Here is a 26,882-nt window from a genome sequence, read left to right as displayed (position 1 = left end):
GCTATTCAAATACGTGTCACTGAAGACCCGTTTACAATGTTATCTGGATTATAACGCTGGTTTAAACCAGTATTGAGGAAACCGATATGCCACAATACAAAGCGCCCCTACGTGATATGCAATTCGTATTGCATGAGTTATTAAACGCTGAACAACATTATGCAACTCTTCCTGCATTCCAAGAAAGCGTTAGCCGCGAATTGGTCGATCAATACTTAGAAGCCGCTGCAGATTTCTGTGAAAATGAACTATCTCCTTTAAATCAAGTGGGCGACCGTGAAGGTTGTACTTGGAATGATGGTGTTGTAACCACACCTACAGGCTTTAAAGAAGCGTATCAAAAATATGTAGAACTTGGTTTCCCTTCACTTGCTGCTGAAGAGCAATACGGTGGTCAGGCATTACCAAACTCGTTAGGTATTATCATTTCTGAAATGGTTGGTACGTCTAACTGGGCATGGGGTATGTACCCTGGTCTTTCTCATGGTGCAGTTCGTACTTTAGAACATCATGGTTCTGCAGAACAAAAAGACGCTTACCTACCTAAACTTGTTTCAGGTGAATGGACAGGCACAATGTGCTTAACAGAATCTCATGCAGGTTCTGACTTAGGTATTATTCGCTCTAAAGCTGAACCACAAGCTGATGGTAGCTATGCAATTTCTGGCGAGAAAATCTTTATCTCTGCTGGTGAACACGATATGGCAGAAAACATTGTTCATATCGTTCTTGCACGTTTACCAGGTGCACCTAAAGGCACTAAAGGTATTTCGTTATTCATCGTACCTAAATTCAACTTAAATGCAGATGGCTCTGTAGGTGAGCGTAATGCAGTACGTTGTGGTTCTATTGAACACAAAATGGGTATTCACGGTAACGCAACATGTGTAATCAACTTTGATAACGCAAAAGGTTTCCTTATTGGCCCTGAAAACCGTGGTCTAAACTGCATGTTCACATTCATGAACACTGCACGTATTGGTACGGCTGTACAAGGTTTATCTGCATCTGAATCGGCTTTCCAAGGTGCATTAACTTATGCGAAAGATCGTTTAGCAATGCGTTCACTTTCTGGCCCTAAAGCACCAGAAAAAGAAGCAGATCCAATTATTGTTCACCCTGCTGTTCGTAACATGCTGATGACTCAAAAATCATTTGCAGAAGGTTCACGTGCGCTTGTTTATAACTTAGCGTTATATGCAGACACAGCTGAAAAAGGTGCAACTGAAGAAGAACGTAAAACTGCAGACAACCTATTGTCTTTACTTACGCCAATTGCAAAAGCATTCTTAACTGAAATTGGTTCTGAATCTGCAAAACACGGTGTTCAAGTATTTGGTGGTCACGGCTTTATTTCTGAACACGGTATGGAACAAATTGTTCGTGATACACGTATTGCTTGCTTGTACGAAGGTACAACAGAAATTCAAGCACTCGATTTGTTAGGTCGTAAAGTTTTGGGTACTCAAGGTGCAATGTTGAAAGACTTCACTAAGATTATTCATAAATTTGCTGAAGCAAATAAAGACAATGCTGCAATGAAAGAATTTGTTGAACCGCTTGCTGCTCTCAATAAAGAGTGGGGCGAATTAACAATGCAAATTGGCGCTAAAGCAATGCAAAACCCTGAAGAAGTGGGTGCTGCTGCGGTAGATTACCTATACTTCTCTGGCTATGTAACACTTGCATACCTATGGGCTCGTATGGCACTTGTTGCACAAGAACAATTGGCTGCAGGCTCAACAGAAGTAGATTTCTACAATGCGAAAGTAACCACTGCTCGCTTCTACTTCAAAAAAGTACTTCCACGTGTACGTTCACACGTAGAAGTAATTGCAGGCGGTTTAGAACCATTAATGTCTTTAGATGCTGAACATTTTGCATTCTAAAAAAATGACGTTCTAATGCAACACAGAGAAAGGACAGTCATTGAATTGGCCGTCCTTTTTCTTTATAAAAGATATGGAAAAATTAATTCTTTAGTCGTCTAACAATTTAAAAAACTCTCGATTAGACTGATTAAAACACGGAAAAAACAGACACAATAACGGGTGACCACGATGCCAATTTATAATGCACCTCTTGCAGACATGAAATTCATCCTTAATGACGTATTTAAGGCCGAAGAATTCTGGCAAGCCAACGAAAATCTTGCTCATGTAGATGCTGCAACAGCTGAAGCTATTTTAGAAGAAATGGCGAAATTTGCACAAAATGTAACTTTACCGATTAACCGTACAGGTGATGAAGAAGGTGCAACCTATAGCAATGGCAATGTGACAACCCCTGCGGGCTTTAAAGAAGCTTTTAAACAATATGCAGAAGGTGGTTGGATTGGATTGGCAGCTGACGCTGAATGGGGCGGTCAGGAAATGCCAAAAATGCTGACTGTACTTTCAGATGAAATGCTGTTCGCTACAAACCCATCTTTCATGCTCTACCCACTTCTTTCTGTAGGTGCAGGTATGGCTTTAAATAGCTATGCATCTCAAGAGCAAAAAGAAACCTATTTACCTAAAATTTACTCAGGTGAATGGTCAGGCACAATGTGCTTAACAGAACCACATTCAGGTACAGATTTAGGCATTATTAAAACCAAAGCTGAACGCAATGAAGATGGCACTTACCAAATAACAGGTACTAAAATCTTTATTACAGGTGGTGACCACGACCTAGCAGAAAACATCATTCACCTTGTACTTGCAAAAACGCCTGATGCACCTGCAGGTTCACGCGGTATTTCACTGTTCATCGTGCCTAAATTCCTTGTCAATGAAGATGGTTCTTTAGGCGAACGTAATGCGGCAGGTCCAGGTTCTATCGAACACAAAATGGGGATTAAAGCTTCTGCTACATGTGTCATGAACTTTGATGGTGCGAAAGGCTATTTGGTTGGCAAAGAAAATGAAGGCTTAGCAGCAATGTTCGTGATGATGAACTACGAACGTTTGTCTATGGGTATTCAAGGTTTAGGTGCTTCAGAGTTTGCTTATCAAAATGCGGCGCAATATGCGACAGATCGCTTGCAAGGTCGTAGTGCTTCAGGTGTTCAATCGCCAAACAAACCTGCCGATAGCATTTTAGTACATGGCGATGTACGCCGTATGTTATTAAACGCACGTGCAAATAACGAAGCGTCTCGCGCATTTGCTGTGTATGTAGGTCAGCAACTTGATATCACAAAATTCTCAACAGATCCTGAAGCGGTTAAAGCTGCAAATGATCGTGTTGCTCTCTTAACACCAATTGCAAAAGCATATCTTACAGATACGGCATTCAATGCAACACTTGATGCACAAATGGTCTTTGGTGGTCATGGCTTTATTCGTGAATGGGGTATGGAACAATGTGTACGTGACTTACGTATTGCCCAAATTTATGAAGGTACAAATGGCGTTCAGTCACAAGATTTAATTGGTCGTAAAACCATTAAATGTGGCGGTGAATATATTTCAACTTATATTCAAGAAATCCGTGATTTTGCAAATGCTTTAGATGCAGATTTAAACTTCATTAAAGATGCAACATTAGATGCAGCTGCAGAAATAGAATCTGTTACTCAATACATCTTAGAAGCGGCTAAAGAAAATCCTGAATTCTCTAATTCAGCTGCGGTAGATTATTTACATGCAGTTGGCTTACTCAGCTTCTCGTATATGTTTGCACGCATTGCCAATGCAGCAAAAGATAAAGAAGGTGCGTTCTACCAAAACAAACTTTCTCTTGCACTTTACTTTGTTCAACGCATTTTGCCTGAGCTTTCATTGCGTATTAGCAAAATTAAAGCAGGTTCAGAAGTCATCACAAACTTCAGCGAAGATTACTTTACAAATCAGTCTTAATTTTTCATAAGACAATAAAAAACGCCTGATCATTCAGGCGTTTTTTACTTTATAAGCTTTTAAACTTTTTCAATAATGATTGCTGTTTGCTGCGCATTCACAATTTTAATTAATCCATTCTCTTGTAAAGACTCACATAAACTCTGCACTTTTGGAAACTCCTCAGCACGAATCCCAGCCCCTAAAATCAGCTTTTTACCTGTATTTAGACTCTCAATTTTTGTTTGAATTTTATCTAACATTTCTTTCTCCTTATCAATACTTTAGTCATACCATACATTACAGCAAAATAGTTTAAAAAAAACACAATTTTTTATCATTTTATCGTCATAACGTTTCATTAAATGTGCATGAAACTTGCTTATATTTAAACAACAATGAACGACACAAATATAAGGAGGACACATGACACGTCACGATCCAAAAATTGAAAAAATAGAAACCCTCCTCGATCGCCTTGGAAACCTTGCAGTAGAAGGATTTCACTACATTGCCCTATTTGTGATTGGCTGTATGGTGATTTGGTCTGCAGGCAATACGGTATATGAAATTTTAGCCATCAAACAATTTGCAACCATTGACGATATTCTTTTACTGTTCATTTATTTAGAATTGGGCGCCATGGTTGGTATTTACTTTAAAACCAATCATATGCCAGTGCGCTTTTTAATTTATATTGCAATTACCGCTTTAACACGCTTACTTATTTCAGATATTCAACACGACCATCAAGCAGATATTGGACTGGTCATTACTACAGGCTCTATTCTTATTTTAGCTTTTGCGATTTTAATTGTGCGCTATGCATCTTGGACTTATCCATCTGTTATGCGAGAAAAACATTCCAACACACCATCAACCTCAGATACTCCACCTCGCCCACAAGATGACGAACTTGCCTAAATAAAAAATCCCGCCAAACCTGCGGGATTTTTTATACGTCTTAATTTGATTCTAAAATATAGCGACCATCTTCATAAATCCAATGCATACCATTTGGCGGTGCAGGCAAACCTAATTCACGCCAATTGCTAATGATGATTTTTGTCGAGCTTTTAATTTGCGCGACATTCGGATCACCATTGACCCAAGTATAAGTTTGATGATTTACCGTTGTATAACTTGGCGCTTGGTAGGTCAAACTCACCCCACCATTTGGATGAATATTACCTGAAGGCGGAAATGGACGGTTTGGCGGATAATGTGGATATCCCTGTGACGGATATCCTTGATTTGGATAACTTGGATGTTGCTGTGGATAATACGGTGGCTGTTGTGGATAGTTTGGTCGATTCGATGTGCCTAAATTCACTCCAACCGAAGCATTCCATTTGGTACTATTGGCTTGTGTTATTGAAGGCATAGATAAAAACACAATTGTGCTAATTGTAGCCGTGATGATGTTTTTCATTGCATGCCCTCATTTTATTTAATTTCATTATAAAGAATAGTTTAAATTAAAAAATGAAGAAAAAAACGACAATGGCTTATTTTTTGTAATTCAAACATCTCCTTCTTTCTACACGCTTAAAGCCAAAGACTAGAACGAGATATGTTAAAATATTTTTATTTATTTCTGGATCAAACACTGTGGCTGATTTAAGTTTTGACCGTTTATATGAATTCTTCTGCAAAGTACCAAGTGTTCAAAAAGCTTTCATTGATTCTTATGGTTCCGATGGAAAACACAATTGGTGGTTTAAGTTCCAAATTAATATTGATCACGCTTTAGCTTGGCAAACTGTGCAAGAACTAGGTCATGTTCTAAATTACATTTCTAAGAATGAACGTCTTCCAACACAATTTTTACCTGTATCACCACCGCCTTATATGAATGGTGAAGCCAAACAATTTTTATGTTGGGTGATTCAGTGTAATCATCCCGATTTTAGTCCAGATGTTGTTTGTGATTGGTTAGAAGCTCGTTTACCTAAACCTATTGAAGATGAAGCTCAATGGAAAATTAAAACCGATTTGCACGAACTCGATAAAATATCTGATAAAGATTTGGATCAGCTTGTTCCACCAAATCCTGAGCCTTAAATCATTTAAAGCCTCTCCCTAACCCTCTCCTACAAGGAGAGGGAAATCCCTTTTTTAACGGAGGAAAGTCCCTCTTTATTAAAGAGGGATTTAGGGAGATTAAAAATAACGTTAAAAAGTAGAAAAACCACTCCATTCCATAAAGCGATAAACCACATATTTAAATTTAGATTCATCGGCATATTGAGCATATTCAACACTCATATTACGCCCATCTAAATTTGACCATGCTGTGTTGAAATAAGCTTGAGCATCTATAAATACTGAGTCTTGAATTGAACCAAGTACGCGTAAATCTGTCTCTAAATTATAATTTTTCAAATTACGTGCAGTGAAATTCGCAGAACCCAAAATTAATTCTGCTTGCTGACCATTCGATTTAATGATCATCTTGCTATGACATTGTTCACCTTGCGTATTGCACCAACGCACATTCACCCCTGCATCATTGAGTTCTGAAGCAACTTGGCGGTTTGGAATACCATTTTTTTCACGTCCAAACGCATCTTTATTTGGGTCTAACAACACCCGAACATTCACGCCACGCTGTTTTGCAGCAATTAAAGCTTTTACAATTTGACGTTCAGATAAATAGAACATCGCCAAATCTAAGTTTTCTTTTGCTTTTGCAGTGTTAATTAAATTCAATGTTGCATCAAGAATCGCTTTTTCAGTCAAAACCTGAACCTGTGGCTTGTTTTTTTCTGCTTCAAATTCACCAATCACAACACCTGAAACATCTGCTTTTGACATCAATGCAACAGCTTGCTCTGTTTTTAAAACATCAACTGCAGTATTTCCCTCGACCACTAAAGCCACATTGGAATGTCGTGAACTACCATCATGCGGATTCATAGACGTGACTAAAGTTTTCCAACCCGCTTTCGTATCAACAGTAATGGTTTTACGATGATTGGCTTTAAAATTAAATAAATTGAAATAGCTTCTTAAAGTAATTTTTTCATCGCCAAATGGGTTGGCCAACCAACCTTTTTCAGCATTATTGCCTAAACCCTGACAGCAGATATACCAAAGACCTGACCATGTTGGATTCGATGCACGTAACGACGCCAAATCTGTTTCAACAACATCAATTCCACCTTGACGTAATTGACGATAATTTTCAGGTAAAGTTCCACCATAAACAGAGTTGATTGGATCTGTAATAAACTTAATTTCTATATTTGTATAAAAGATTTTTTTATTGATTAAAGCATCAGTTAACTGCTGTGTGAGTTTTTGATGCGTTGCTGTAGACGTTCCCACTTCTTTATTAAACAGGAACATATCAATGACAATTGTTGTTTGTGCATCATCAATTAATTTTAGAATTTCTTTAAATATTTTCTGATCTTGTTGTTGCTTACCTTGAGCATCAATATACGTTTGGTCTGCTAAGAATTGAACATTGGCGTGACGTAATTTACCCGTAAAATTCAAACCTTCAGGAAGTGGTTTATAGGTATGGTAAATTGCCGAACCTAAATATGTTAAAGCCAACAAACCAAAAGCAATTACAAAATAACGCTTTTTTGACCAATTTAATTTTTGATGAATTTTTTGAAAGATACGCATAAGAAAAAACCTAACCCAATATGCTCAGGCTAGGTTTTATTCTTTGCTTTTTCAAGCAGTTTTGTGTTTTATCGCCATCTACTCTCTTAAATATTGATAAAACATGCTTGATCTTAAAAACTGAAGTCTACGCCAACGGTAAAGTTACGACCCACTTGTGGAATATTCGATAAGAAAGATGCATGTTGATAAACATCTTCATCTAACAAGTTATTCGCTTTAAAATACACACGGTAATCTGTGTCTTGCGCATATTTACCTGCATATGCCACACCTAAATTCACCATGTTATAGCCACTTGTTTCTTGCTCGAATGCAGAAATACGATCTTGTTTAAACACATGTGAATATTCTGCTAAACCTGACCAACCATCTGCAAAATCAACATCTACTTTAGTACCTACGCGACCCGCAGGAACACGTGGTGCATTTATACCATCAATTTTTCCACGAACAGCATCACCAAAAAGACTGACTTTATAGGTGTCATTAATTGCGTAGCCTACTTGAGCTTCCGCACCATAAAATTTAGCTTTATCTTGCGTGTAATCGACTAAGCGGAAATTTTCATATTTATCGGTTGTTGCAGCATAAATATAATTGTCGTACCAGTTGTGGTAAACATTCACACGATAATCTAAAGAACCATTATCGAAACGTAAGCCAAGCTCTAAGTTATTCGATTTTTCAACATCTAAGTTTTCATTACCACGTTCATAAGTATTGGTCGCAAGATGTTTTCCATCTGCATATAACTCTTGTGCAAGTGGCAAACGTTGTTGATGTGAACCAACCAAAGATAATGTGTAATTCGGTGCAAATACCCAATTTACAGCAGCAGAACCTGAATATGCTTGATCATTGTAATTCTTTTTATTCGAATCAATATCAATCGTTTGATGATCTACACGCGCGCCGAATTCAAAATGGAAGTCATTAACTTGTTTATGCTCTAAAGCAAATAAACTCCATTTTTGTGTTTTTGTAGGCTCTAGAATAGATTCTTCACCTGTAATATCTAATTTTTGTTGATTATATTGTGTTCCAAATACACCTTCCCAACCCGCAATTGGATTATGAACAAGCTCTAAACGACCATCGTAGCCTTTGCTCTTGAAGGTTGTTGCAATATCATTTCCTTCAATTTCATCATGCTTATAATCTGTATAACTTGCATGTGCGCGTAATTTAGAAAAACCTGCAAATGGATCGGCTAATTCTGTACGGAAATCATAACGTTCTGTTTTTAAATCGACCCAAGGACCTGCCCCATGATCATGATCGTGTTCATCATGTCCATGTCCTGAATGATCGTGCTCATCGGTGTGACCATGATTATCATGACCATCACAATGTAAATGATCTTCATGTGGATGACACGATTCATATTCATGATTATGTCCTGGTAAACCATATTGATCTTGGCGATTACTATATGAAATACCTGTAAATCCACGATCATGAATCCAAGATAAACCTACATTTACAGTTTCACCTTTTGCAAATGTATTACCAACTCTGCGTTCTTTTTCTAATACGCCATCATGGTCATGGAAGTAATTAGGCGCGATATAGCTATTCGCTTCACGTTTCAAACCTTCAACACGTAATGCAACTTGATCGGTCAAACCAACGGTCACGCCACCACTTGCAAGTTTTTCATCGCTACCTGAGTTATAGCGTAAACCCACTTGCCCTTCATATCCTTTTTCTGGCATTTCTGTTGGAATTTTACTGTCCGTCACATTGACCAAACCACCCACTGCTCCTGCTGAATAAAGCAATGTCGATGGCCCACGAATTACCTCAATTTGTTTTGCTAAAATTGGGTCTACAGTAACAGCATGATCGGGCGATAAGGTTGAAACATCGGCTGTTTCAGACGCATGTTGTAAAACTTTTACACGTGGACCATCTTGACCACGAATTACAGGTCGGCTTGAACCCGAACCATATTGATTGGTATACACACCTAATTCACCTGACAAAGCATCACCAATGGTTGGCGCACCTGTTGAAAGCGTTTTTTGCCCAATGACATTATCTGCCGTGGCAAAATCTGCTGCCGATTGTGTCAGTGGATGTGCAGTTGATTTAAGGGTTTCTAATTGTTGTGATTGCTTATTTTCTTGCGCAAAAGCGATAGAAGTAATTGAAGCTAAAATAGAGAGCGTCAATAAATTTTTATGAAAAGACATGTCTAAAACTCAGATTAGATTGTTTTGATAATGTAATATTATAACATTACTTATTTTATGCAAGATAATTTGTACTCTCTTTACAATTCTATTAGTCTTTAAATCCTCCACTTTTGAAATAAGAATTATGCCTTTTACGCTTGCACATACAGTAATTGCATCACCTATTTCAAAAATATCGAACAACCACCTTCCCATTGCCGCACTTGCTATTGGCAGTATGGCACCCGATTTATTTCGACTTTTTTCCAATTCAGTTGGTTTAGAAACACATACTTGGAATTCGCTTATTTATCCAAATTTAATATTAGGATTGGCTTTTTGCTGTCTTTGGTATGGCTTGTTTCGACCTACCATATATTCATGTTTAACACTTAAAGATGACCTTAATATTTCGAATATCTTTTCTTTGGTTAAATTCTTAGGATATGTGTGTATTGCTTTGATTATTGGAAATATCACGCATATTTTATGGGATGGAATAACACATTTAGATTCAAGAACTTTATTTTCCTTTTCATTCTTTGAATCGTCAATTTCTGTATTTAATCGGCAATATTCTTATTATTTTCTCTTACAAATTTTATCTTCCGTTTCGCCTTTACCTTTTATTTTTTGGATGATCCTTCGATATTACAAACAGCATCATCAAAAAAAATTAGTGCAAAATCATCATGGTTTTTTATTGATGAGCGTATTCATTTCTTGTTTAGCAGGATTGATTTATCTGGGTAATTACGCGTTAAAGATAAATCCTGAAATATGGATAAATCATTCATATTATTTTTTAGGAAGAATGATCAATAAATTTACCCAAGCTTCTTTACTGTGTTTTTCTGCGTGTTGCCTGACCTATCAATTCAAAAAATTTAAAAAGTTCCATTCATCAACAATATCTTAGCGAATAATTTATGTTTTTCGGCTTAAGCTTCAGGTTTTTCCTTTGAGTTGTTGTGACAAAATGTCCAAAAAGAGGCATAATTCAATATTCGAAAGCGGTGCGCTGTTTACGCATTCGCTCGCCTTAAACCATATAGTTGGATTGTTTACGCTATGATGCGAACTCATTACTGCGGTTCTTTAACCGAAGCTCAAATTGACCAAACCGTAACTTTATGCGGTTGGGTACACCGTCGCCGTGACCACGGTGGTGTTATCTTCCTTGATATGCGTGACCGTGATGGTCTAGTTCAAGTGGTTATTGACCCAGATACTCCTGAAGCATTCTCAACAGCGGATAAGGCTCGTTCAGAATTTGTATTAAAAATTACAGGCCGTGTACGTCGTCGTTACGAAGGTACTGAAAACGCAAATATTACTAGCGGTCAAATTGAAGTATTAGGTAAAGACATTGAAGTTCTTGCTGCTTCTGAAACTCCGCCATTCCCTTTGAATGACGAAAATACAAATATTTCTGAAGAAGTACGTTTGAAATATCGTTTCCTTGATATTCGTCGTCCTGAAATGTTAGATCGTTTACGTTTCCGTTCTAAGTTAACTAACCTTATTCGTAACTATTTCGAAGACAATGGTTTCTTAGACGTTGAAACTCCTATTCTAACTCGTGCTACTCCTGAAGGCGCGCGTGACTATTTAGTTCCAAGCCGTGTTTCTAACGGTAGCTTCTACGCGCTTCCACAATCTCCACAATTGTTCAAACAGTTGTTGATGGTTGGCGGTATCGATCGTTACTACCAAATTGCTAAATGTTTCCGTGATGAAGACTTACGTGCTGACCGTCAGCCTGAATTCACACAAATCGACGTTGAAACATCGTTCATGAGTGACGATGACATCATGGATTTAATGGAAACTTTAACAGTTAAGATGTTCAAAGAACTTCTAAACGTTGAATTCGATAAATTCCCACGTATGACTTACGCAGATGCAATGCGTGACTATGCGTCGGACAAGCCAGATATGCGTATTCCTTTGAAATTGGTTGACGTTGCAGACATGATGCAAGACGTTGAGTTCAAAGTATTCGCAGGTCCTGCAAAAGATCCTAAAGGTCGTATTGTTGCGCTTCGCGTACCGGGTGCTGCTGCACTTCCGCGTAGCCAAGTAGATGAATATACTAAATTCGTTGGCATCTACGGTGCGAAAGGTTTGGCTTACATCAAAGTTAATGATCTTGAAAAAGGCATCGAAGGTCTTCAATCTCCTATCGTTAAATTCATCGAGCCAATCGTGCTTGATCTATTGAAACGTGTTGGCGCTGAAAATGGCGACATCGTATTCTTTGGTGCGGACAAAGCGAAAGTTGTAAACGATGCAATGGGCGCTTTACGTATTAAAGTCGGTCACGACATGAAGATGGCAACTTGCGAGTGGGCTCCACTTTGGGTTGTTGATTTCCCAATGTTTGAAGAAACTGATGATGGTAAATGGACGTCTGTTCACCACCCTTTCACGTTGCCTAAATCTAGCGTTGAAGAAGTGAAGAACAACCCAGGTGCTGCGTTATCTGTTGCTTACGACATGGTATTGAACGGTACTGAAGTTGGTGGTGGTTCGCTTCGTATCTTCAACCTAGAAATGCAAAAAGCGATCTTTGAAGCGCTTGGTATTTCAGAAGAAGAAGCAGAAGAGAAATTCAGCTTCTTACTTAATGCATTGAAATTCGGTGCGCCTCCTCACGGTGGTTTGGCATTTGGTCTTGACCGTTTAGTGATGTTGATGACTGGTGCATCTTCTATTCGTGACGTAATTGCATTCCCGAAAACCAAGACTGCGGAATGTCCTTTAACTCAAGCGCCTGCGCCTGTTGAAGCGAATCAATTACGTGACTTAGGTATTCGTTTACGCGAAAAACCAAAGGCTGAAGAAGCTAAATAATTCTTATCTCCTTCCTTTTCTCCTTTTGAGAGAAACATAAAGAAGGAATAAAAAAAAGCCCTGCAATTGCAGGGCTTTTCTTGTTGCATTGAGTCAAAAGAGTATCAGTGGCATAATAGCCTCCACTTTCCACGTAATTGTGAATATCTCCTATGGCTATGCGTCCTGAAGTTCGTCGTCGTGCAATTGTTTTAATTATCTTTGCTATCGTACAGTGGCTATTCATGCGTTATATCGTAGATAATCAGCTATTCAATTTAACCACTTATGACCGAATTGTGTTCTTCTGCATTAGTAGTTTAGGCGGTGCATTCGTGATTTTTGTTGGGTTGATTTATATGGTTTTGAAAGGGAATCCAGAGAAGGAGTAACTCATCCTTCTCTTGTAGATTATAAATACTTATCTTTCAAAGATTGCTCTAGCCCTTTATGCCTATCATACTGATGAACAAATGTTGGTATGCTACCATCCGCATTTAAAATCAGACAATCTTCATTTAATACGACATTATTAATATTCATAACTCCTAAAGTAGCAATTTCAGAACCTAATGGTTGACACAGCTTCACCCCAGAAAACTCATTTGAATATAATAACTTATTGTGAATTCCTTGATCGTAATTAGATCGAACCATAGTATAGTAAGGCAATTTCATGAATTCATTAATCATAATATCAAGATAATGCCTTATAGACTGATAATCACCAAATGTTACTCCAGCACAAGAAATTTGTTTATTTGAAATTTCAGATAAATATTTTTTACCATAAACATCACCAATCCATTTAACATGAAATGAATCTTTTCCTAATAATAAGCTCTTATCTTCCATACCTAGAAAAAGCCCTTGTTGATTTAGCTTATTTAGATCACCTTGAACGATTACATCTCTAGTATCAGTTAAAATAATATGAGTGAAATTATTCAACTTTAAAAAATTATAATAATCAAAAAATCTTGAAACATGTGGCGGTGCAAAATAATAAATGAAATCTTTTTTTAACTTAGGTTCCTTTAGCACAATATATTTACTAAAAAAACGTATAGCTTTTTGCAAATATTTATTAAGGGACTTTGAGCTACTAAAAACGCCAATTTGAGTAATTACAAATCGCAACTCAAATTGATTAGAGTATCTTCCACCAAAATATTCTTTATAATCATCTAATTGATCATCATTTAAAAAAAGAACAACTACACCACTAAAATTGGTTCTCGATATACTATTAAGAAATAACTCAACTTTTTGTGGCGCATATCCTGTAGCAGCCCCCATAATTACAGGGCTAAAATCTGAACACTTTTCCATAAAATAACTTACTACCAAGATTTTATAATTGATTTTATCTTATCAAGTAAACTATTTGCTTGTCTGTATTTCTTAAATATAGCAAACCAATTATTTTTACCTAAATAATTTAATTGAATCATTTCAGGATTTTTAAGTTTAGATAACAAATATACTCCTTGATCATCATCCACTATATTTCGATCAAGCAATTCCATCTGACTAGCCAAAATTAACTCATAAAATTTAGGCCATAGTTCGACACTTCCAACTATCCCACCACCAATAATAAAAGGTACATTACCTAAAATTGATTTAAGCACATTTTCTTCAGTAAATTGATACTTCTTTTTTATAGTAAATAAGTGCATTTTTGAAGTATCAAAATTATAGTTCCATTGCATAAGATTATTTAAAGTCTTCGTATCTCTACAATACCCAAAATCAATCCAAGCAACTAAATCTGTCGAAACTAATTTATTTTTAATTGCATCATTAACAAAATAAGACTTTAAATTGTTAACTAATACATAAGAAGGAGACCAATATTCAGGATTACACAATTGCTCATACGAAACTTTTTTACGAAAATCATCATTTTTTTGAATAGTTTCAATTTTATTTAAGAAAAATTTAAATTTCTCTTTAATATCAATAGAAATAACAACTGTAGGCTTTCCATCACGAATCTTTAAAATTTCATCGACAAACTCGTCTGATGTGTAAATAATAAAAGAATTTTCTAGTTGTGCAAGATTTTTAAAATAATCAAAATATTTATTCGTTGTTCTATGCAAATATTCAGGATGCCCTTTATCTTCTGTCCAATCTCCACGACCAATATCAAAAAAAGCAGTAACTATAGTTATATTCTGATTAATGCCTGAAGAAACATTCATAAATTTGGCGCACAAAAAATAATTCTATATTATAATTAAAAAATTTAATTAAATATAGTACTTACTATATTTGGAGTTTCAATGAAAATTAATTGCATAGCAATAATTACTCCTCTATACAATGAGGAAAAAAATATCCGTAATTTTATTAATCATTTAAAGTTACAAACCAATCATAATTTTCACTTATATTTCATCAATGATGGCTCTACAGATTCTACCTTAAGCCTATTAAAACAAATATTATTAACTTCATCTTTTAAATTTACAATAATTAACCAAAAAAACCAAGGAGCGGCCATTGCTAGATTAAATGGCATAAACCAAATTAATGAAGAATATTGTTTAATGGTTGATGCTGATGACCTTATCTCAAATGATATGATTGATACTATTTTATCAACTTTAAATAACTTCAAGAATATTGATACAATTGTGCCCGAAGTAATGATACAAAATAAAGATGGAAGTTATAATCCCTTGCCTTGTTTTGATTGCTCTATTAATGTATATACAGGTTTTGAATGCCTAAAAAATTCTATCGCTGGTTGGAAAATTTCAGGTCTCATGTGCACTAAAAAAAATATATTTTTAAAAAGCTATAATCAATATCATCAATTTAACCCCGAACAAAAAAATTATTTAAATAATGATGAAATAATCACGCGATTAAATTTTTTAAATTCAAATAATGTTTACCGCATTTCCTCTATATACTATTATCAATATAATCAAAACTCCACAACAAAAAACATTAATATGAATAGTTGTTTTTTAATTAATAATGCTATTATTCTGCATAAATTACTATGCCATTTATCAATCACAGACAAACTTGATAAAGAGTTAATTTCCACAATCTGGGGAAACAAAAAAGTTTTTCAAAAAAACTTTAATACTATTAAAAACAAGAAAGACTGGTTAAATAGTATAACTATTGGCTACAAATTTATTAAAAATAGCAGTATTATTAATAGATTAAATTTTAAAAATAAAATTAGACTTTTTCGTTTATTTTTATTTATTATATTTTCAACAATCAGATTAAAGACATTCAAATGAATTTATTAAAATCATATAACAGAATCAGATATTTTTTTTACAAGAAGTTTGTTTCTGATTGTCAAAATTTAAAAATCAATCGGGAATTTTTTTATCCTGTAATCTTTACTGGTAAAGGTGAAATAACTATTCAAAATTCCCAATTAGGAGTATGGCCATCCCCTTACTTTTACAGTACCACAGGATATATCGAAGCAAGAAATGACTCTGCAAAAATTATAATCATGCCCAATACAGCTATTAACAATAACTTTTCTATTATTGCTGATAAAACATCAATAACAATTGAAGGTAATTGTTTGATTGGTCCTAATCTATTTATTACCGACTCAGATTTTCATGGTCTAGAAGTTGAAAATAGAAATAATGGAAATTATATATGCTTACCTGTACATATTGGTAAAAATGTATTTATTGGAGAAAATGTTCGTATTTTAAAAGGAGTTCATATTGGTGATGGTGCAGTCATTGGAAATAGTTCTTTAGTTACTAAAAATGTACCTGCACATACAGTATATGCAGGAAATCCAGCCAAATTCATTAAGAAGCTACTTACGAGTGAGACAGAATAATCTATATTCCAAATAAATTTTTACTTTAAACAGTAAGGCTATTAATTTATTTTTTTCCTTAATTTTTGGAAGTAATAAGCATCTTTTTATAATGAATTTTGCTCGAGCATATAATGGCTCATCTACATATTGAGCCAATATTTTGCTCATCTCTTCATACATGAATGTTGAATCAGAGCTAATATTAGTATCATGTTTACGATAACTAATTAAAACCTCTGGTATATAAACCATTTTTTTATTTAATTTTGAGATTCTAAGTAAAAGATCCCAATCCTCTACTTTAACATTAGGATTATAGCCTCCAGCTTCCCTTAATGCATTTATCTCAAACATCTGGGAAGAGGCTGGTAAATCATGCTTAGTTAAAATAATATCATCGAAACTAGATTCAGAATACTCTCGTACTCTCGTCATGATAATATTATTTTTTGCATCAATAACATTTACCCCACCAAATACACCAACAGTATCGGATTTAAATGCTTTTATTTGCAACTCTGTTTTATTCGGTAGCATCTGATCATCTGATGCAATTGCACAAAAATAATCCCCTATAGCCCACTCCAAAGCTTCATTCAAAGTATTGCTTAAGCCTTTATTTGGTCTAACTCTAAACTCAAACCGTTTAAACCGTAATTGACATTGCTCAAGCAACTCATTAACAACATAAACTGAATTATCAGATGAACCATCATCAATAACAATTAGCTCAATATTTTCATAACTCTGATTGATGACACTCTTTATCGTATCTTGCACAAATAAAGCATGATTATAACTCGGGATGACTATTGTTACTAAAGGCTGAAATTCATGTACTGACATTAGATTTTGAACTCATTACAAGTTTTAATAATTGTATTCACTTCTTCATAACTTACATGTGTACCCATTGGTAGACTGAGAATCTCGTCATGTATCAACTCTGAAATTGGAAAATTTAATTCATTCCATTCCTTATATGCACTTTGCTTATGCGGCGGAATTGGATAATGAATTAGTGTTTGAATACCTTTTTCCATTAAAAAATGCTGTAGTTCATTTCTAAACTTTGTTCTTATAACAAACAAATGCCATACATGTTTTTTTTCACGACTTGCACAGCTATCAACTTTTGGTAACTCTATCAATGAATTATTTATACCACCTAAATAACGCTCTGCAATATTTCGTCTATACTCAGTTTCTTCATCCAAATATTTTAATTTCACATTAAGCAATGCCGCTTGCATTTCATCTAAACGACTATTTACACCAATAAACAGATTTTTATATTTTTCATGTGAGCCATAATTTCTCAAAGCTTTTAATGTACGTGCTAACTCCTCATCATTCGTTGTTACAGCACCAGCATCACCTAAAGCACCTAAATTTTTTCCAGGATAAAAACTAAAACCAGAAGCATCCCCCAAATTCCCGCATTTTACCCCCTGATATTCAGCACCATGGCTTTGTGCAGAATCCTCTAAAACTAAGAGATTATGTTTTTTAGCAAGTTGAGTGATACTTGGCATATCTGCCAATTGACCATATAAGTGAACAGCAAGTATAACTTTGGTTTTTGAATTAATATTATCTTCAATTAGCTTAGGGTCTAAATTATATGTATCAATATTAGGCTCAACTAATATCGGTTTTAAATTATTGAGGGTTATAGCCAATATACTGGCGATATAAGTATTAGATGGAACAATGACTTCATCACCATCCTTAAGCTTACCTATTTCTTTCCACGCACGAAGAGTAAGTGTTAAAGCATCTAACCCATTTGCAACACCAATCGCAAATTTAACACCACAATACTTAGCAAAATTTTGTTCAAATTGCTCTAACTCTTTACCACCAATATACCATCCCGAATCTATAACACGTGTACAAGCCGCAATTAATTCATCACGATGCTGCTGATTAATAGTTTTTAAATCAAGAAAAGGAGTCATTATAAATACATCATTCTGGAATATAAAGTTCAGCCATACCTACGATACACTCTTGATCCTTAGATATAGCAAATGTCTTAAAAATCACACGTTTTTTCTCTTGCAGAATACCTGAAACTTCCACCTTAAAAAGAACTTCTGTATTTAAATATATAGGTCTGAGAAATTTATTTTCAGATCTAAAAAAAATACAACCAGCACCAGGTAACTTATTTGCAAATATAGTAGAAAATATACTTGAAGCTAAAGCACCGTGTACTATCCGCTTACCGAAAATGGTTGTTTTAGCATACTCGTCATTTAAGTGTACAGGATTTACATCACCACTTAATTTAGAAAATAATTCCACATCATTTTCACTAAACGAGTGTGTAATTTCAGCGCACATACCGACTTTATATTCAGTTATAGATAACATATTTAACTAACCCAAAAAACGAGCATATTGAATTCTATTTTCTTCATATTTTTCCTTAGGGAAAATATAATATATATTAGTACTATCTTCTGAAACTCTTTCAGCTCCCATCTTTAAATGGAATGAATGAACTTTATCATTCCCCTTCATTACTTCATAATGACTTTGTTCAAATCCAAGATATAAAAAGCCTGCCTCATAAACAAGTAATGCACTCTCCACAGCTGCATATTTTGTTTTATTTTCTCCTAGAATCCAACTTCCCCAGCAAAATGATTTAGGACTTTCTTTAAAATCGTATAGTCGAACTGTACCAACTGCTAAATCATCACTATTTCTACAAATAATGAAATAATACTCCTCCCCTCTTTCTTCTCTTTTTTTATAATTTATAATCCATTGACGCTGAGCATATTCATCTGATGTAGATTTAGAAATATAAGTATTTAACTCATCATTATTTCTCAAGTTGCAAATAAATGCTGCGTCACTCTCATTTACCAATCGAAGATAAATCGTACCTGCTTTTAATGTAAAATTTTTCATTTTAGTCTCTTATCGCCTGAAACTTTGTATAATTGCGGATATAGTCATTTTCATCATAATGCTGACTTGCCAATACAAGTAAAATACAGTCCTTAGAAAAATCATGCATTTCATGCCAAATCATAGGAGGTATTAAAAGTCCTTTATTTACTTGATTTAGCAAAACCTCCGATTTTTCTTTACCATTATCCATTAACATTTTGCAAGAACCCTGTATACAAAATGCAACCTGCACTAGCTCTTTATGAGCATGAAACCCACGTGGCACTTGCATATCAACATCAAAAATATAGTAAAATCTTTTTATATCAAAGGGAATATGCTTACCAGCCTCACCAACAACCAAGGAACCTCTCTGATCTCCTAAACTTGGAAGCTCAATCCATTCAATTAAATTCATTTGCACCACCTACCAAAGAAATCAGATATTGACCATAATCATTTTTACTCATACCTTGCCCAATTTCTAAAATTTGCTGTTGAGTCAACCAACCATTATTAAGTGCAATTTCCTCTAAGCAGGCCACTTTATAGCCTTGGCGCTTTTCAATCGTTTCAACAAATTGTGCAGCCTCAAGTAAGCTTGAATGTGTACCTGTATCTAACCATGCAAAACCACGTCCAAGCAATTCTACATTTAAATCGCCTCGTTCCAGATACATTTGATTTACTGTGGTAATTTCCAACTCACCTCGTTCTGATGGCTTAACTTGCTTAGCAATCTGAATTACATCATTGTCATAAAAATATAAACCTGTCACAGCAAAATTCGATTTCGGTTTTTCAGGTTTTTCTTCTAAGGATATTGCACACTTTTTATCATCAAACTCTACAACACCAAATCGCTCAGGATCTTTGACTTGATAACCAAAGACTGTAGCACCATTTTGACGGGAAACAGCTTGATGCAACATTGGAGTAAAGCCTTGTCCATAAAATATATTATCACCAAGTACTAAACAAACATTACTGTCACCAATAAAGCTTTCACCAATAATAAACGCTTGAGCTAAACCATCCGGACTAGGCTGTACAGCATATTCCAAGCGTATTCCAAATTGAGAACCATCTCCTAATAACCGTTTAAAACCGTCAATATCTTCAGGTGTGCTGATAATCAATATGTCCTGAATTTTCGCCAACATCAAAACCGACAATGGGTAATACACCATAGGCTTATCGTAGATAGGTAGTAATTGCTTAGAAACACCTTTTGTAATGGGATACAATCGTGTCCCCGACCCACCTGCCAAGATTATACCTTTTGTATTCATTATACTTACGCACCCTTCTTTCTATTTTGATAAGTACCATCTTGTATATGAAGACACCACTCTTGATTATCTAAATACCATTGAACAGTTTTTCGTAAGCCTGTTTCAAATGATTCCTCAGGCGTCCAACCTAATTCACGTTGAATTTTACTGGCATCAATCGCATAGCGAACATCATGTCCAGGTCTATCTTTTACGTAAGTAATTAAATTTTTATAAAAGTTCACACCTTTTGGTTTATTGGGTGCTAACTCTTCTAATAACTCACAAATGCCATGTACAACATCTAAATTGGCTTTCTCATTATGCCCACCAATGTTATAGGCTTCACCCACCACACCTTCAGTCACAACTTTAAATAAAGCACGAGCATGATCTTCAACAAATAACCAATCACGAATTTGTTGACCATTTCCATAAACAGGTAATGGCTTTCCTTGTAATGCATTTAAAATCATTAAAGGAATTAACTTTTCTGGAAAATGGAAAGGTCCGTAATTGTTTGAACAATTGGTTACTAAAATAGGAAGGCCATATGTTCTGTTCCATGCACGCACTAAATGATCAGAACTCGCCTTAGATGCAGAGTATGGTGAACTTGGTGAATATGATGTTTCTTCTGTAAATAAATCGGTTGTACCTTCTAAATCACCATAAACTTCATCTGTTGAAATATGATGAAAACGAAATTTTTGTTTTTTAGAGTCTTCAAGTGAGTTCCAATAATTACGACTTGCCTCTAAAAGCTGATAAGTCCCAATAATATTAGTTTCAATAAATGCATATGGTCCCGTAATAGAACGATCCACATGCGACTCTGCTGCTAAGTGCATAACAGCATCTGGTTGATAAGACTCAAATAATTGATCTAAAGCACTACGATCACAAATATCTGTTTGGCTAAATGAATATCTTTCATTTTGGTCTATAGAGATTAAGGATTCTAGATTACCCGCATAAGTTAACTTATCCACATTCAAAATTTCATGATCAGTGTTCTTTATTATATGTCTTATTACCGCCGAACCAATAAATCCAGCCCCCCCAGTGATCATGAAACGCATTTAATGTTCCCTATAACCCTAATATATTTAATGCATGAATAATAACAAAATTTCTATATAGATAAATGTATTTTCACTTTTGTTTATCATTAAGAGAACAATTTATAAGTACTGTAAAATAGTATCCGTTTGCACTTTTAAGTTATTATAGAACTAATTCCACTTCAACCAGCATTAATGAACACACTCTCTATTTTTCGTTTCATTCCACAAAACATAATAAAATCATGTGCAAAACTCACTGCTATGTTTTTAAACACTCAGAAAACAAATGGAATGTTATGGAAAACACGTGTGAATATCGCATTGTGCTATCCAAATTTAACAAAGGAAGAACAAGAGAATTTAGCTAGAATAAGTGTCATTAATCAATGTTTAAATTATGCAGACTCTTTAAAATGTTGGGCAATGCCTACCAAATGGAATATTCAACAAATTAAAAATGTTCATAATCTTGATGTATTAACGGATGCGCTATCCGACCCTAAAGGTGCTTTAATTATTACACCTCATTTGGGAAATTGGGAAATTATGAATCCTTGGGTACATCAATATGGCACACCAACCATTATGTACAAACCCATCAAAAACAAAACAATAGAGGAGTTCGTTTTAGCCTCAAGGGAGCGCTTAAATACAACAATGGTCCCTACCGATGCATCAGGTGTTAAGGCTTTATTTAGAAATCTTAAACAAGGTGGATTTAGTGTAATTCTACCTGATCATGTTCCAGATCCATCTGGTGGTGTTATAGCCCCATTTTTTGGCATTAATACATTAACAAGTACACTTGCATCAAAACTTGCTCAAAAAACCAAATGCCGTTTAATTTCTATGGCATGTGTACGATCTAAAGATGATGAAGGCTACGACATCCATATCAATGATGCGGGGTTAAAATACCCAGATCTTTATGATACAGATATCAATATTTCGACAACAGCAATGAATAAAGTGGTCGAAGACCTTATTAATCAATTTCCTGAACACTATATGTGGGGCTATAAACGCTTTAGAGGCTCGAAAGAAACCGAAAATTTATATCAAAAATCATAAAAGCGTTATTTAAACTCGCTGACTTTTCCAAACAAAATGAGCTCAATCTGATTTAGAATTCGTAAACTCTCTAATTTCAATTTAGCAAAACCTTTTTTCTTAAATTTTCTCATGCGTGCTTTACGCTCAATCAATAAATCACTTGGTAAAGATGCTTTTTTTTCTGGAAAAAGCATCATTTCTTGTATACATAATGCGGGGAATAATTGGTAAACATTTAAATTATTTGATTTAATATAATGATCAAACATCATTTCATCCAAAGGGATAATTTCATTACTCCCTACATATTTCAAATATGATTTCGCACCTTCAAGCGACAAAATATAGCCAGCCGTTCCTAAATTTCTACTTTTCAGTGATGCTATTTCTCTAGATGTACTTTTTATCTTCTTCAATTGATCAGCAACAATTTTATGCGCAAAAGCTTCTGTTTTTACAATATGCCAATCTTTTTCAATCCAATCTGAAGAGCTTAAAAACTCTGATGAATTTTCACCTAAAAAAATATCATCTTCAAAAATTGCCAAATATGGAATATTCTCATCGACCATTTTTTTCCAAAGTGATACATGACTCATAAAACACGCCAATTCACCTTTTGCTATACGATCACAGTGAAGATTTAATGCCATTTTTTCAGCTAAAGGTAAAGCTAAGTTTGGTGTTAAAGCATCAAAAAAATCAAAGCTTATCTTTTGTTTCTCAAATTCATTTTGAATATGCTTACGGCGCTCTATAGCTGTAGCTAAACTTATAACTTGAATTTGCATACTGAGCGAACTTCCATTTCTCTATTACGGTTTAACATTAATTTTTAAATTTAGACTTATTCACTTCAATTAGCCTTTTAGACCCAATGAGTAAATATTTCAAATAATACCAAGCCAAAACTAATTGCGCAGAAACCCTATTTTTCTTAAATATGAGTTTCTGTGAAAAGGAGAAATCATATGCCGTTGGGTTCTTTACTTGCCCAATAACCGAACCTTGATCAATTTTAGTTTCAATACCATAAATAGGACAGATCACCCCCTGTAAAAGGACCGCGGGCTCAACTTGAAAACTATTTAATTTACGGCAGCTCGAAATATATTCATCCACCAACCCTATAGCTCTTTTTTCCATAAAATCTAACAGTTTTTTCGCACCTGATGGAAAAAGAACATATCCGCCCGTACCATTACGGTCTTGATAAAGCTTATATAATTGATACTCGTTTAAAATATATGATGGCTGTTTAGAAATTGTTTTTCTACGTCCAACAACTTCTAAATTTACATAATCAAGTTCAGTTAATTGAGCAATGTCATTAATTACTGTTTCAAAATCTGAAACCAATACAGCATCATCTTCCAAAATAACGCATGGCTCATTATGTTGAACTACATATTCCCACGTACGCTTATGACTTAAAAAGCAAGCAAGCTCAGATTGTTTTAATGGTCTTTGCCCATTGAATGCTAATTTCTCATATTCATCTTGATTAAAATCTTGAATTGACGTGGCAGGAAAACGCTCAAAATTCAAACCTATTTTTTGAAATTGAGTATTTTGTTCTTCCAATCTATCTTTAGATCGATCTAAATTTATTAATAAAATTTTCATTGCTTAATCAATCTTTTACTTTCTTGCAATACAAGTATTTCATTGCATTAAATTTATTTTGCCAAAGTCTTTTTTGCTTTGGAAGAAAACGGTCTACACGCAAACTATCTTTTTTCTGCGCAATTGTATTTGCATCAATGTCACTATCCGCACCACTTGGCTGAACAATTGGCGGATAAATAGATAAACCTAAACCTGTTTTACATGCCCAAGCCTGAATTTCAACATCAATTGGTGTGAAAATATCATTCATTGAAGCTAAAAAGCTTTTTGCACCTTGTTTTGACCACAGCAAGCCTAAAGCCAAAATTGGGAAATAGTAAGCTTTTAATAAATCATGACCTTGAATCGTCATCATTGGTGCAGAAAGCTTTCGCTTATTTGCCGCGATATTCACAACAGCCCAATCGTTTGTTGTATTTTTTAAGATATCAACAGTTTCCAATAAAACTATTTTAAACTTTTCATTTAAATGTAAATCATCTTCTAAAATTAAACCTAAATCGGCATCTGAATTAACAAAAGTTTCTAAGGCTTTTTTATGACTTAAATAGCAACCGATTTCCGAACCAATCAAATCTCGACCTGTATAGCTATTAGATCGTATTGAATTATATAAAGGAAATTCTTTTATATTTAATTGACGTCCATCAACCGCAGAAATACGCTGATATTCAACACCATACTTTTTCAACTCAGCATCTGCTTGGGCTAAACGCTCAGTGCTTGAATCTAAATTAATTAAATAGACACCTAATTTCATTTTTTTAAGTCCATCAAGCCCTATTATTTCCAAGCATCCTTAATCCACTGCGAAGGCAGTACATAGCGATACCATTTACCACCACCGCCATTAATTGCATCTGGTGGATTAATTTCACCATGAAATACAATAACTTTTACGCCTTCAGGTTTTACAGGTGGCTTAAAAAATGCCATTGGAATTTTTTGTAAGCAGTGATATTTGTAGCTTTTACACCAACTATCAGGCCAATACGTTTGCTTACCTTCTTTATCTACATACCAAGATAAATAAGCTTGCTCGTTACGGAATTTTTCGCGAATTTCATCAAAATTTTCACGAAAATATGGCAACAACCCAGGAAAAGCACCAAGCTTAAAACGATATACAGAGCTATTTCCCGTAATACGCCAAGGTCGCTTCCAATCGTGAATAATTAAGAAATCACCAGGATATGTAAAGAAGCCATCAATGTTGTCGACAATCACAACATCTAAGTCTAAGAATAAAGCATTGCCTTTTAAACCATATAAATCTGGCTCAAATGTAGAAAGTTTATTCCAACCACGCTCTGGGCTTCCTTCTGGTAAAGCAAGTGGTGGAATTGGGAAGCACTCAACAGCAGGATCAATTCCCTCTGTACGGTCAGTCAAACACACCATTTTAAAATCAACAGTCGTATGACGTTTTACCATGTTGTATAAACGATTGACGTAATCGGAACCGTATTTCGTTCCCCACTTCATACACAACACAATATTTTGATTGGGCTGTTCTGACGCTTTTAGAACATCATCATTTTCAGGTAAAGACATGCTTATAAATATCCATCCACTTAATGCCAAACATCATAACATAGTCTTCTTAGCTTGAAATAAGCTCCGAAATAAAAGCCGAGCGATCATCTTTTAATTTGCTGAATTAAAAAGCATTTAAATAACAATAAAAAAGGACTCAAATGAGTCCTTTTTTATTCAGCGTTTACTTATTTTACATAAGTTAACCAATGTGCATATTTAGGGTCTTTACCCTGAACCGCATCAAAGTAGGCTTTTTGAATTTGAGTTGTGATTGGACCACGAACGCCTTCGCCAATTTGACGATCATCATATTCACGAATTGGCGTAACTTCTGCAGCAGTACCTGTAAAGAATGCTTCATCTGCAATGTAGAATTCATCACGTGTAATACGACGTTCAACAACATCATAACCAAGGTCTTTTGCAATTGTGATAATCGTTTGACGTGTAATACCGTCTAATGCACCACCCGCAACATCTGGTGTATGAATCACGCCATCACGTACTAAGAATACGTTTTCGCCAGAACCTTGGCATACATAACCTTGTGGATCAAGCAACATTGCTTCATCGTAACCTGAATGAGCAACTTCTTGATGTGCAAGAATAGATAAGGTGTAGTTACCCGACGCTTTTGCTTTACACATGGTCACGTTAGGATGATGGTGTGTAAATGATGAAGTTTTAACACGAATACCCTTCGCCATTGCTTCTTCACCAAGGTAAGCACCCCAACTCCAAGCAGCAACAACAGAGTGAATTGTATTATCTGTTGCAGCAATACCTAACTTTTCCGAACCAATAAAAATAATTGGACGTAAATAGCAAGATGCTAATTTATTTTCACGAACAACGTCGATTTGCGCTTGTTCTAATGCAGCTTGATCAAATGGAACTTTCATTTGATAAATTTTTGCAGAATTTAATAAACGCTTAGTGTGTTCTTTTAAACGGAAAATAGCCGTTCCATTCGGGGTTTCATAGGCACGGACACCTTCAAACACACCCATGCTGTAATGCAATGTATGCGTTAATACGTGAGTTTTTGCCTCACGCCAGTCAACCAATTGTCCATCTTGCCAAATAAAACCATCACGATCAGCCAAATTCAT

The 26,882-nt window shown here is 35.0% G+C and carries 28 protein-coding genes; 10 read left to right on the top strand and 18 right to left on the bottom strand.

The window, feature by feature from the left end; translation table 11 throughout:
- Positions 1 to 86: 86 nt before the first annotated feature.
- Together GTK57_RS08515 and GTK57_RS08510 are read left to right on the top strand one after the other, a co-directional pair.
- Positions 87 to 1,889 carry an acyl-CoA dehydrogenase C-terminal domain-containing protein gene (locus tag GTK57_RS08515; protein ID WP_163122677.1) on the top strand — a complete coding sequence of 601 codons (1,803 nt, stop codon included), beginning with the start codon at positions 87 to 89 and terminating at the stop codon, positions 1,887 to 1,889.
- A 171-nt stretch (positions 1,890 to 2,060) separates the two neighbouring features.
- Complete coding sequence (locus tag GTK57_RS08510) at positions 2,061 to 3,842, top strand: acyl-CoA dehydrogenase C-terminal domain-containing protein (RefSeq protein WP_163122674.1); 1,782 nt, start codon at positions 2,061 to 2,063, stop codon at positions 3,840 to 3,842.
- Between the two features lie 59 nt (positions 3,843 to 3,901).
- Here the strand turns inward: GTK57_RS08510 and GTK57_RS08505 are convergent, their stop codons facing one another.
- On the bottom strand, positions 3,902 to 4,084 hold the full coding sequence (locus tag GTK57_RS08505) for a hypothetical protein (protein ID WP_163122671.1): 183 nt from the start codon (positions 4,082 to 4,084) through the stop codon (positions 3,902 to 3,904).
- Between the two features lie 163 nt (positions 4,085 to 4,247).
- Here GTK57_RS08505 and GTK57_RS08500 point away from each other — a divergent pair, with 163 nt between their 5' ends.
- A complete protein-coding gene (locus GTK57_RS08500; protein WP_163122668.1) occupies positions 4,248 to 4,745 on the top strand; it encodes a phosphate-starvation-inducible protein PsiE in 498 nt (165 codons plus the stop codon).
- A 40-nt stretch (positions 4,746 to 4,785) separates the two neighbouring features.
- On the opposite strand, the gene GTK57_RS08495 is transcribed toward GTK57_RS08500, so the two are convergent.
- A complete protein-coding gene (locus GTK57_RS08495) occupies positions 4,786 to 5,253 on the bottom strand; it encodes an RcnB family protein (RefSeq protein WP_228720301.1) in 468 nt (155 codons plus the stop codon).
- 179 nt (positions 5,254 to 5,432) lie between these two features.
- On the opposite strand from GTK57_RS08495, the gene GTK57_RS08490 reads away from it, so the two are divergent.
- Positions 5,433 to 5,885 (top strand): hypothetical protein, encoded by a 453-nt coding sequence (locus tag GTK57_RS08490; protein WP_163122665.1) that lies wholly within the window; start codon positions 5,433 to 5,435, stop codon positions 5,883 to 5,885.
- Between the two features lie 111 nt (positions 5,886 to 5,996).
- On the opposite strand, the gene GTK57_RS08485 is transcribed toward GTK57_RS08490, so the two are convergent.
- Complete coding sequence (locus GTK57_RS08485) at positions 5,997 to 7,460, bottom strand: phospholipase D-like domain-containing protein (protein ID WP_163122662.1); 1,464 nt, start codon at positions 7,458 to 7,460, stop codon at positions 5,997 to 5,999.
- Positions 7,461 to 7,573: 113 nt separating this feature from the next.
- On the bottom strand, positions 7,574 to 9,658 hold the full coding sequence (znuD, locus tag GTK57_RS08480) for a zinc piracy TonB-dependent receptor ZnuD (protein WP_163122659.1): 2,085 nt from the start codon (positions 9,656 to 9,658) through the stop codon (positions 7,574 to 7,576).
- A gap of 127 nt (positions 9,659 to 9,785) precedes the next feature.
- On the opposite strand from znuD, the gene GTK57_RS08475 reads away from it, so the two are divergent.
- The 3 genes from GTK57_RS08475 to GTK57_RS08465 all read left to right on the top strand — a co-directional run bounded on the left by GTK57_RS08475 (position 9,786) and on the right by GTK57_RS08465 (position 12,867).
- Entirely contained in the window at positions 9,786 to 10,559 is a 774-nt protein-coding gene (locus GTK57_RS08475; RefSeq protein ID WP_163122656.1) for a DUF4184 family protein, read from the top strand.
- Positions 10,560 to 10,711: 152 nt separating this feature from the next.
- Complete coding sequence (aspS, locus tag GTK57_RS08470) at positions 10,712 to 12,496, top strand: aspartate--tRNA ligase (protein WP_163122653.1); 1,785 nt, start codon at positions 10,712 to 10,714, stop codon at positions 12,494 to 12,496.
- Positions 12,497 to 12,648: 152 nt separating this feature from the next.
- Positions 12,649 to 12,867, top strand: a complete 219-nt coding sequence (locus tag GTK57_RS08465) for a hypothetical protein (protein WP_163122650.1) — start codon at positions 12,649 to 12,651, stop codon at positions 12,865 to 12,867.
- 19 nt (positions 12,868 to 12,886) lie between these two features.
- Here GTK57_RS08465 and GTK57_RS08460 read toward each other — a convergent pair whose 3' ends face one another.
- Both GTK57_RS08460 and GTK57_RS08455 read right to left on the bottom strand, forming a co-directional pair.
- Positions 12,887 to 13,807, bottom strand: a complete 921-nt coding sequence (locus tag GTK57_RS08460; protein WP_163122647.1) for a hypothetical protein — start codon at positions 13,805 to 13,807, stop codon at positions 12,887 to 12,889.
- 11 nt (positions 13,808 to 13,818) lie between these two features.
- Complete coding sequence (locus tag GTK57_RS08455; RefSeq protein ID WP_163122645.1) at positions 13,819 to 14,685, bottom strand: WlaTC/HtrL family glycosyltransferase; 867 nt, start codon at positions 14,683 to 14,685, stop codon at positions 13,819 to 13,821.
- An 81-nt stretch (positions 14,686 to 14,766) separates the two neighbouring features.
- Between GTK57_RS08455 and GTK57_RS08450 the strand changes: the two genes are divergently transcribed.
- Entirely contained in the window at positions 14,767 to 15,747 is a 981-nt protein-coding gene (locus tag GTK57_RS08450) for a glycosyltransferase family 2 protein (RefSeq protein ID WP_163122642.1), read from the top strand.
- A complete protein-coding gene (locus tag GTK57_RS08445) occupies positions 15,744 to 16,319 on the top strand; it encodes an acyltransferase (RefSeq protein ID WP_163122640.1) in 576 nt (191 codons plus the stop codon). Before GTK57_RS08450 ends, GTK57_RS08445 begins: the two co-directional genes overlap by 4 nt.
- Here the strand turns inward: GTK57_RS08445 and GTK57_RS08440 are convergent.
- From GTK57_RS08440 to rfbB, 7 genes are read right to left on the bottom strand one after another with little or no spacing between them, the layout of a single operon-like run.
- Positions 16,296 to 17,147: a glycosyltransferase family 2 protein gene (locus tag GTK57_RS08440; protein WP_163122638.1), complete on the bottom strand. Its 852-nt coding sequence runs from the start codon at positions 17,145 to 17,147 to the stop codon at positions 16,296 to 16,298. The genes GTK57_RS08445 and GTK57_RS08440 overlap by 24 nt on opposite strands.
- Positions 17,147 to 18,262 (bottom strand): DegT/DnrJ/EryC1/StrS family aminotransferase, encoded by a 1,116-nt coding sequence (locus tag GTK57_RS08435; RefSeq protein ID WP_163122636.1) that lies wholly within the window; start codon positions 18,260 to 18,262, stop codon positions 17,147 to 17,149. The genes GTK57_RS08440 and GTK57_RS08435 overlap by 1 nt, the downstream gene beginning before the upstream one ends.
- A 10-nt stretch (positions 18,263 to 18,272) precedes the next feature.
- Positions 18,273 to 18,680 carry a MaoC family dehydratase gene (locus GTK57_RS08430; protein ID WP_163122634.1) on the bottom strand — a complete coding sequence of 136 codons (408 nt, stop codon included), beginning with the start codon at positions 18,678 to 18,680 and terminating at the stop codon, positions 18,273 to 18,275.
- 6 nt (positions 18,681 to 18,686) lie between these two features.
- The gene (locus GTK57_RS08425) at positions 18,687 to 19,226 is read right to left on the bottom strand and encodes a GNAT family N-acetyltransferase (protein ID WP_163122632.1); all 540 of its coding nucleotides are present in this window, start codon (positions 19,224 to 19,226) and stop codon (positions 18,687 to 18,689) included.
- A 1-nt stretch (position 19,227) separates the two neighbouring features.
- The gene (locus GTK57_RS08420) at positions 19,228 to 19,626 is read right to left on the bottom strand and encodes a sugar 3,4-ketoisomerase (RefSeq protein ID WP_163122630.1); all 399 of its coding nucleotides are present in this window, start codon (positions 19,624 to 19,626) and stop codon (positions 19,228 to 19,230) included.
- Positions 19,613 to 20,500 carry a glucose-1-phosphate thymidylyltransferase RfbA gene (rfbA, locus tag GTK57_RS08415; RefSeq protein ID WP_163122627.1) on the bottom strand — a complete coding sequence of 296 codons (888 nt, stop codon included), beginning with the start codon at positions 20,498 to 20,500 and terminating at the stop codon, positions 19,613 to 19,615. The genes GTK57_RS08420 and rfbA overlap by 14 nt, the downstream gene beginning before the upstream one ends.
- Before the next feature lie 5 nt (positions 20,501 to 20,505).
- A complete protein-coding gene (rfbB, locus tag GTK57_RS08410) occupies positions 20,506 to 21,564 on the bottom strand; it encodes a dTDP-glucose 4,6-dehydratase (RefSeq protein ID WP_163122624.1) in 1,059 nt (352 codons plus the stop codon).
- Between the two features lie 177 nt (positions 21,565 to 21,741).
- Between rfbB and GTK57_RS08405 the strand changes: the two genes are divergently transcribed.
- Entirely contained in the window at positions 21,742 to 22,620 is an 879-nt protein-coding gene (locus GTK57_RS08405; protein ID WP_163122621.1) for a lysophospholipid acyltransferase family protein, read from the top strand.
- 5 nt (positions 22,621 to 22,625) lie between these two features.
- Here GTK57_RS08405 and GTK57_RS08400 read toward each other — a convergent pair whose 3' ends face one another.
- The 5 genes from GTK57_RS08400 to GTK57_RS08380 all read right to left on the bottom strand — a co-directional run bounded on the left by GTK57_RS08400 (position 22,626) and on the right by GTK57_RS08380 (position 26,882).
- The gene (locus tag GTK57_RS08400) at positions 22,626 to 23,393 is read right to left on the bottom strand and encodes a glycosyltransferase family 25 protein (RefSeq protein WP_163122618.1); all 768 of its coding nucleotides are present in this window, start codon (positions 23,391 to 23,393) and stop codon (positions 22,626 to 22,628) included.
- Between the two features lie 37 nt (positions 23,394 to 23,430).
- Positions 23,431 to 24,228 (bottom strand): glycosyltransferase family 25 protein, encoded by a 798-nt coding sequence (locus GTK57_RS08395; protein WP_163122615.1) that lies wholly within the window; start codon positions 24,226 to 24,228, stop codon positions 23,431 to 23,433.
- A gap of 7 nt (positions 24,229 to 24,235) precedes the next feature.
- Complete coding sequence (locus GTK57_RS08390; protein ID WP_163122612.1) at positions 24,236 to 24,991, bottom strand: glycosyltransferase family 25 protein; 756 nt, start codon at positions 24,989 to 24,991, stop codon at positions 24,236 to 24,238.
- A gap of 23 nt (positions 24,992 to 25,014) precedes the next feature.
- A complete protein-coding gene (locus GTK57_RS08385; protein ID WP_163122609.1) occupies positions 25,015 to 25,785 on the bottom strand; it encodes a glycosyltransferase in 771 nt (256 codons plus the stop codon).
- 170 nt (positions 25,786 to 25,955) lie between these two features.
- Positions 25,956 to 26,882: a branched-chain amino acid transaminase gene (locus tag GTK57_RS08380; RefSeq protein WP_163122606.1), complete on the bottom strand. Its 927-nt coding sequence runs from the start codon at positions 26,880 to 26,882 to the stop codon at positions 25,956 to 25,958.

This window comes from Acinetobacter portensis (assembly GCF_010646905.1).
In the GTDB taxonomy this organism is placed as follows: Bacteria; Pseudomonadota; Gammaproteobacteria; order Pseudomonadales; family Moraxellaceae; genus Acinetobacter; species Acinetobacter portensis.
This window is presented reverse-complemented; position numbering and strand designations above follow the sequence as displayed.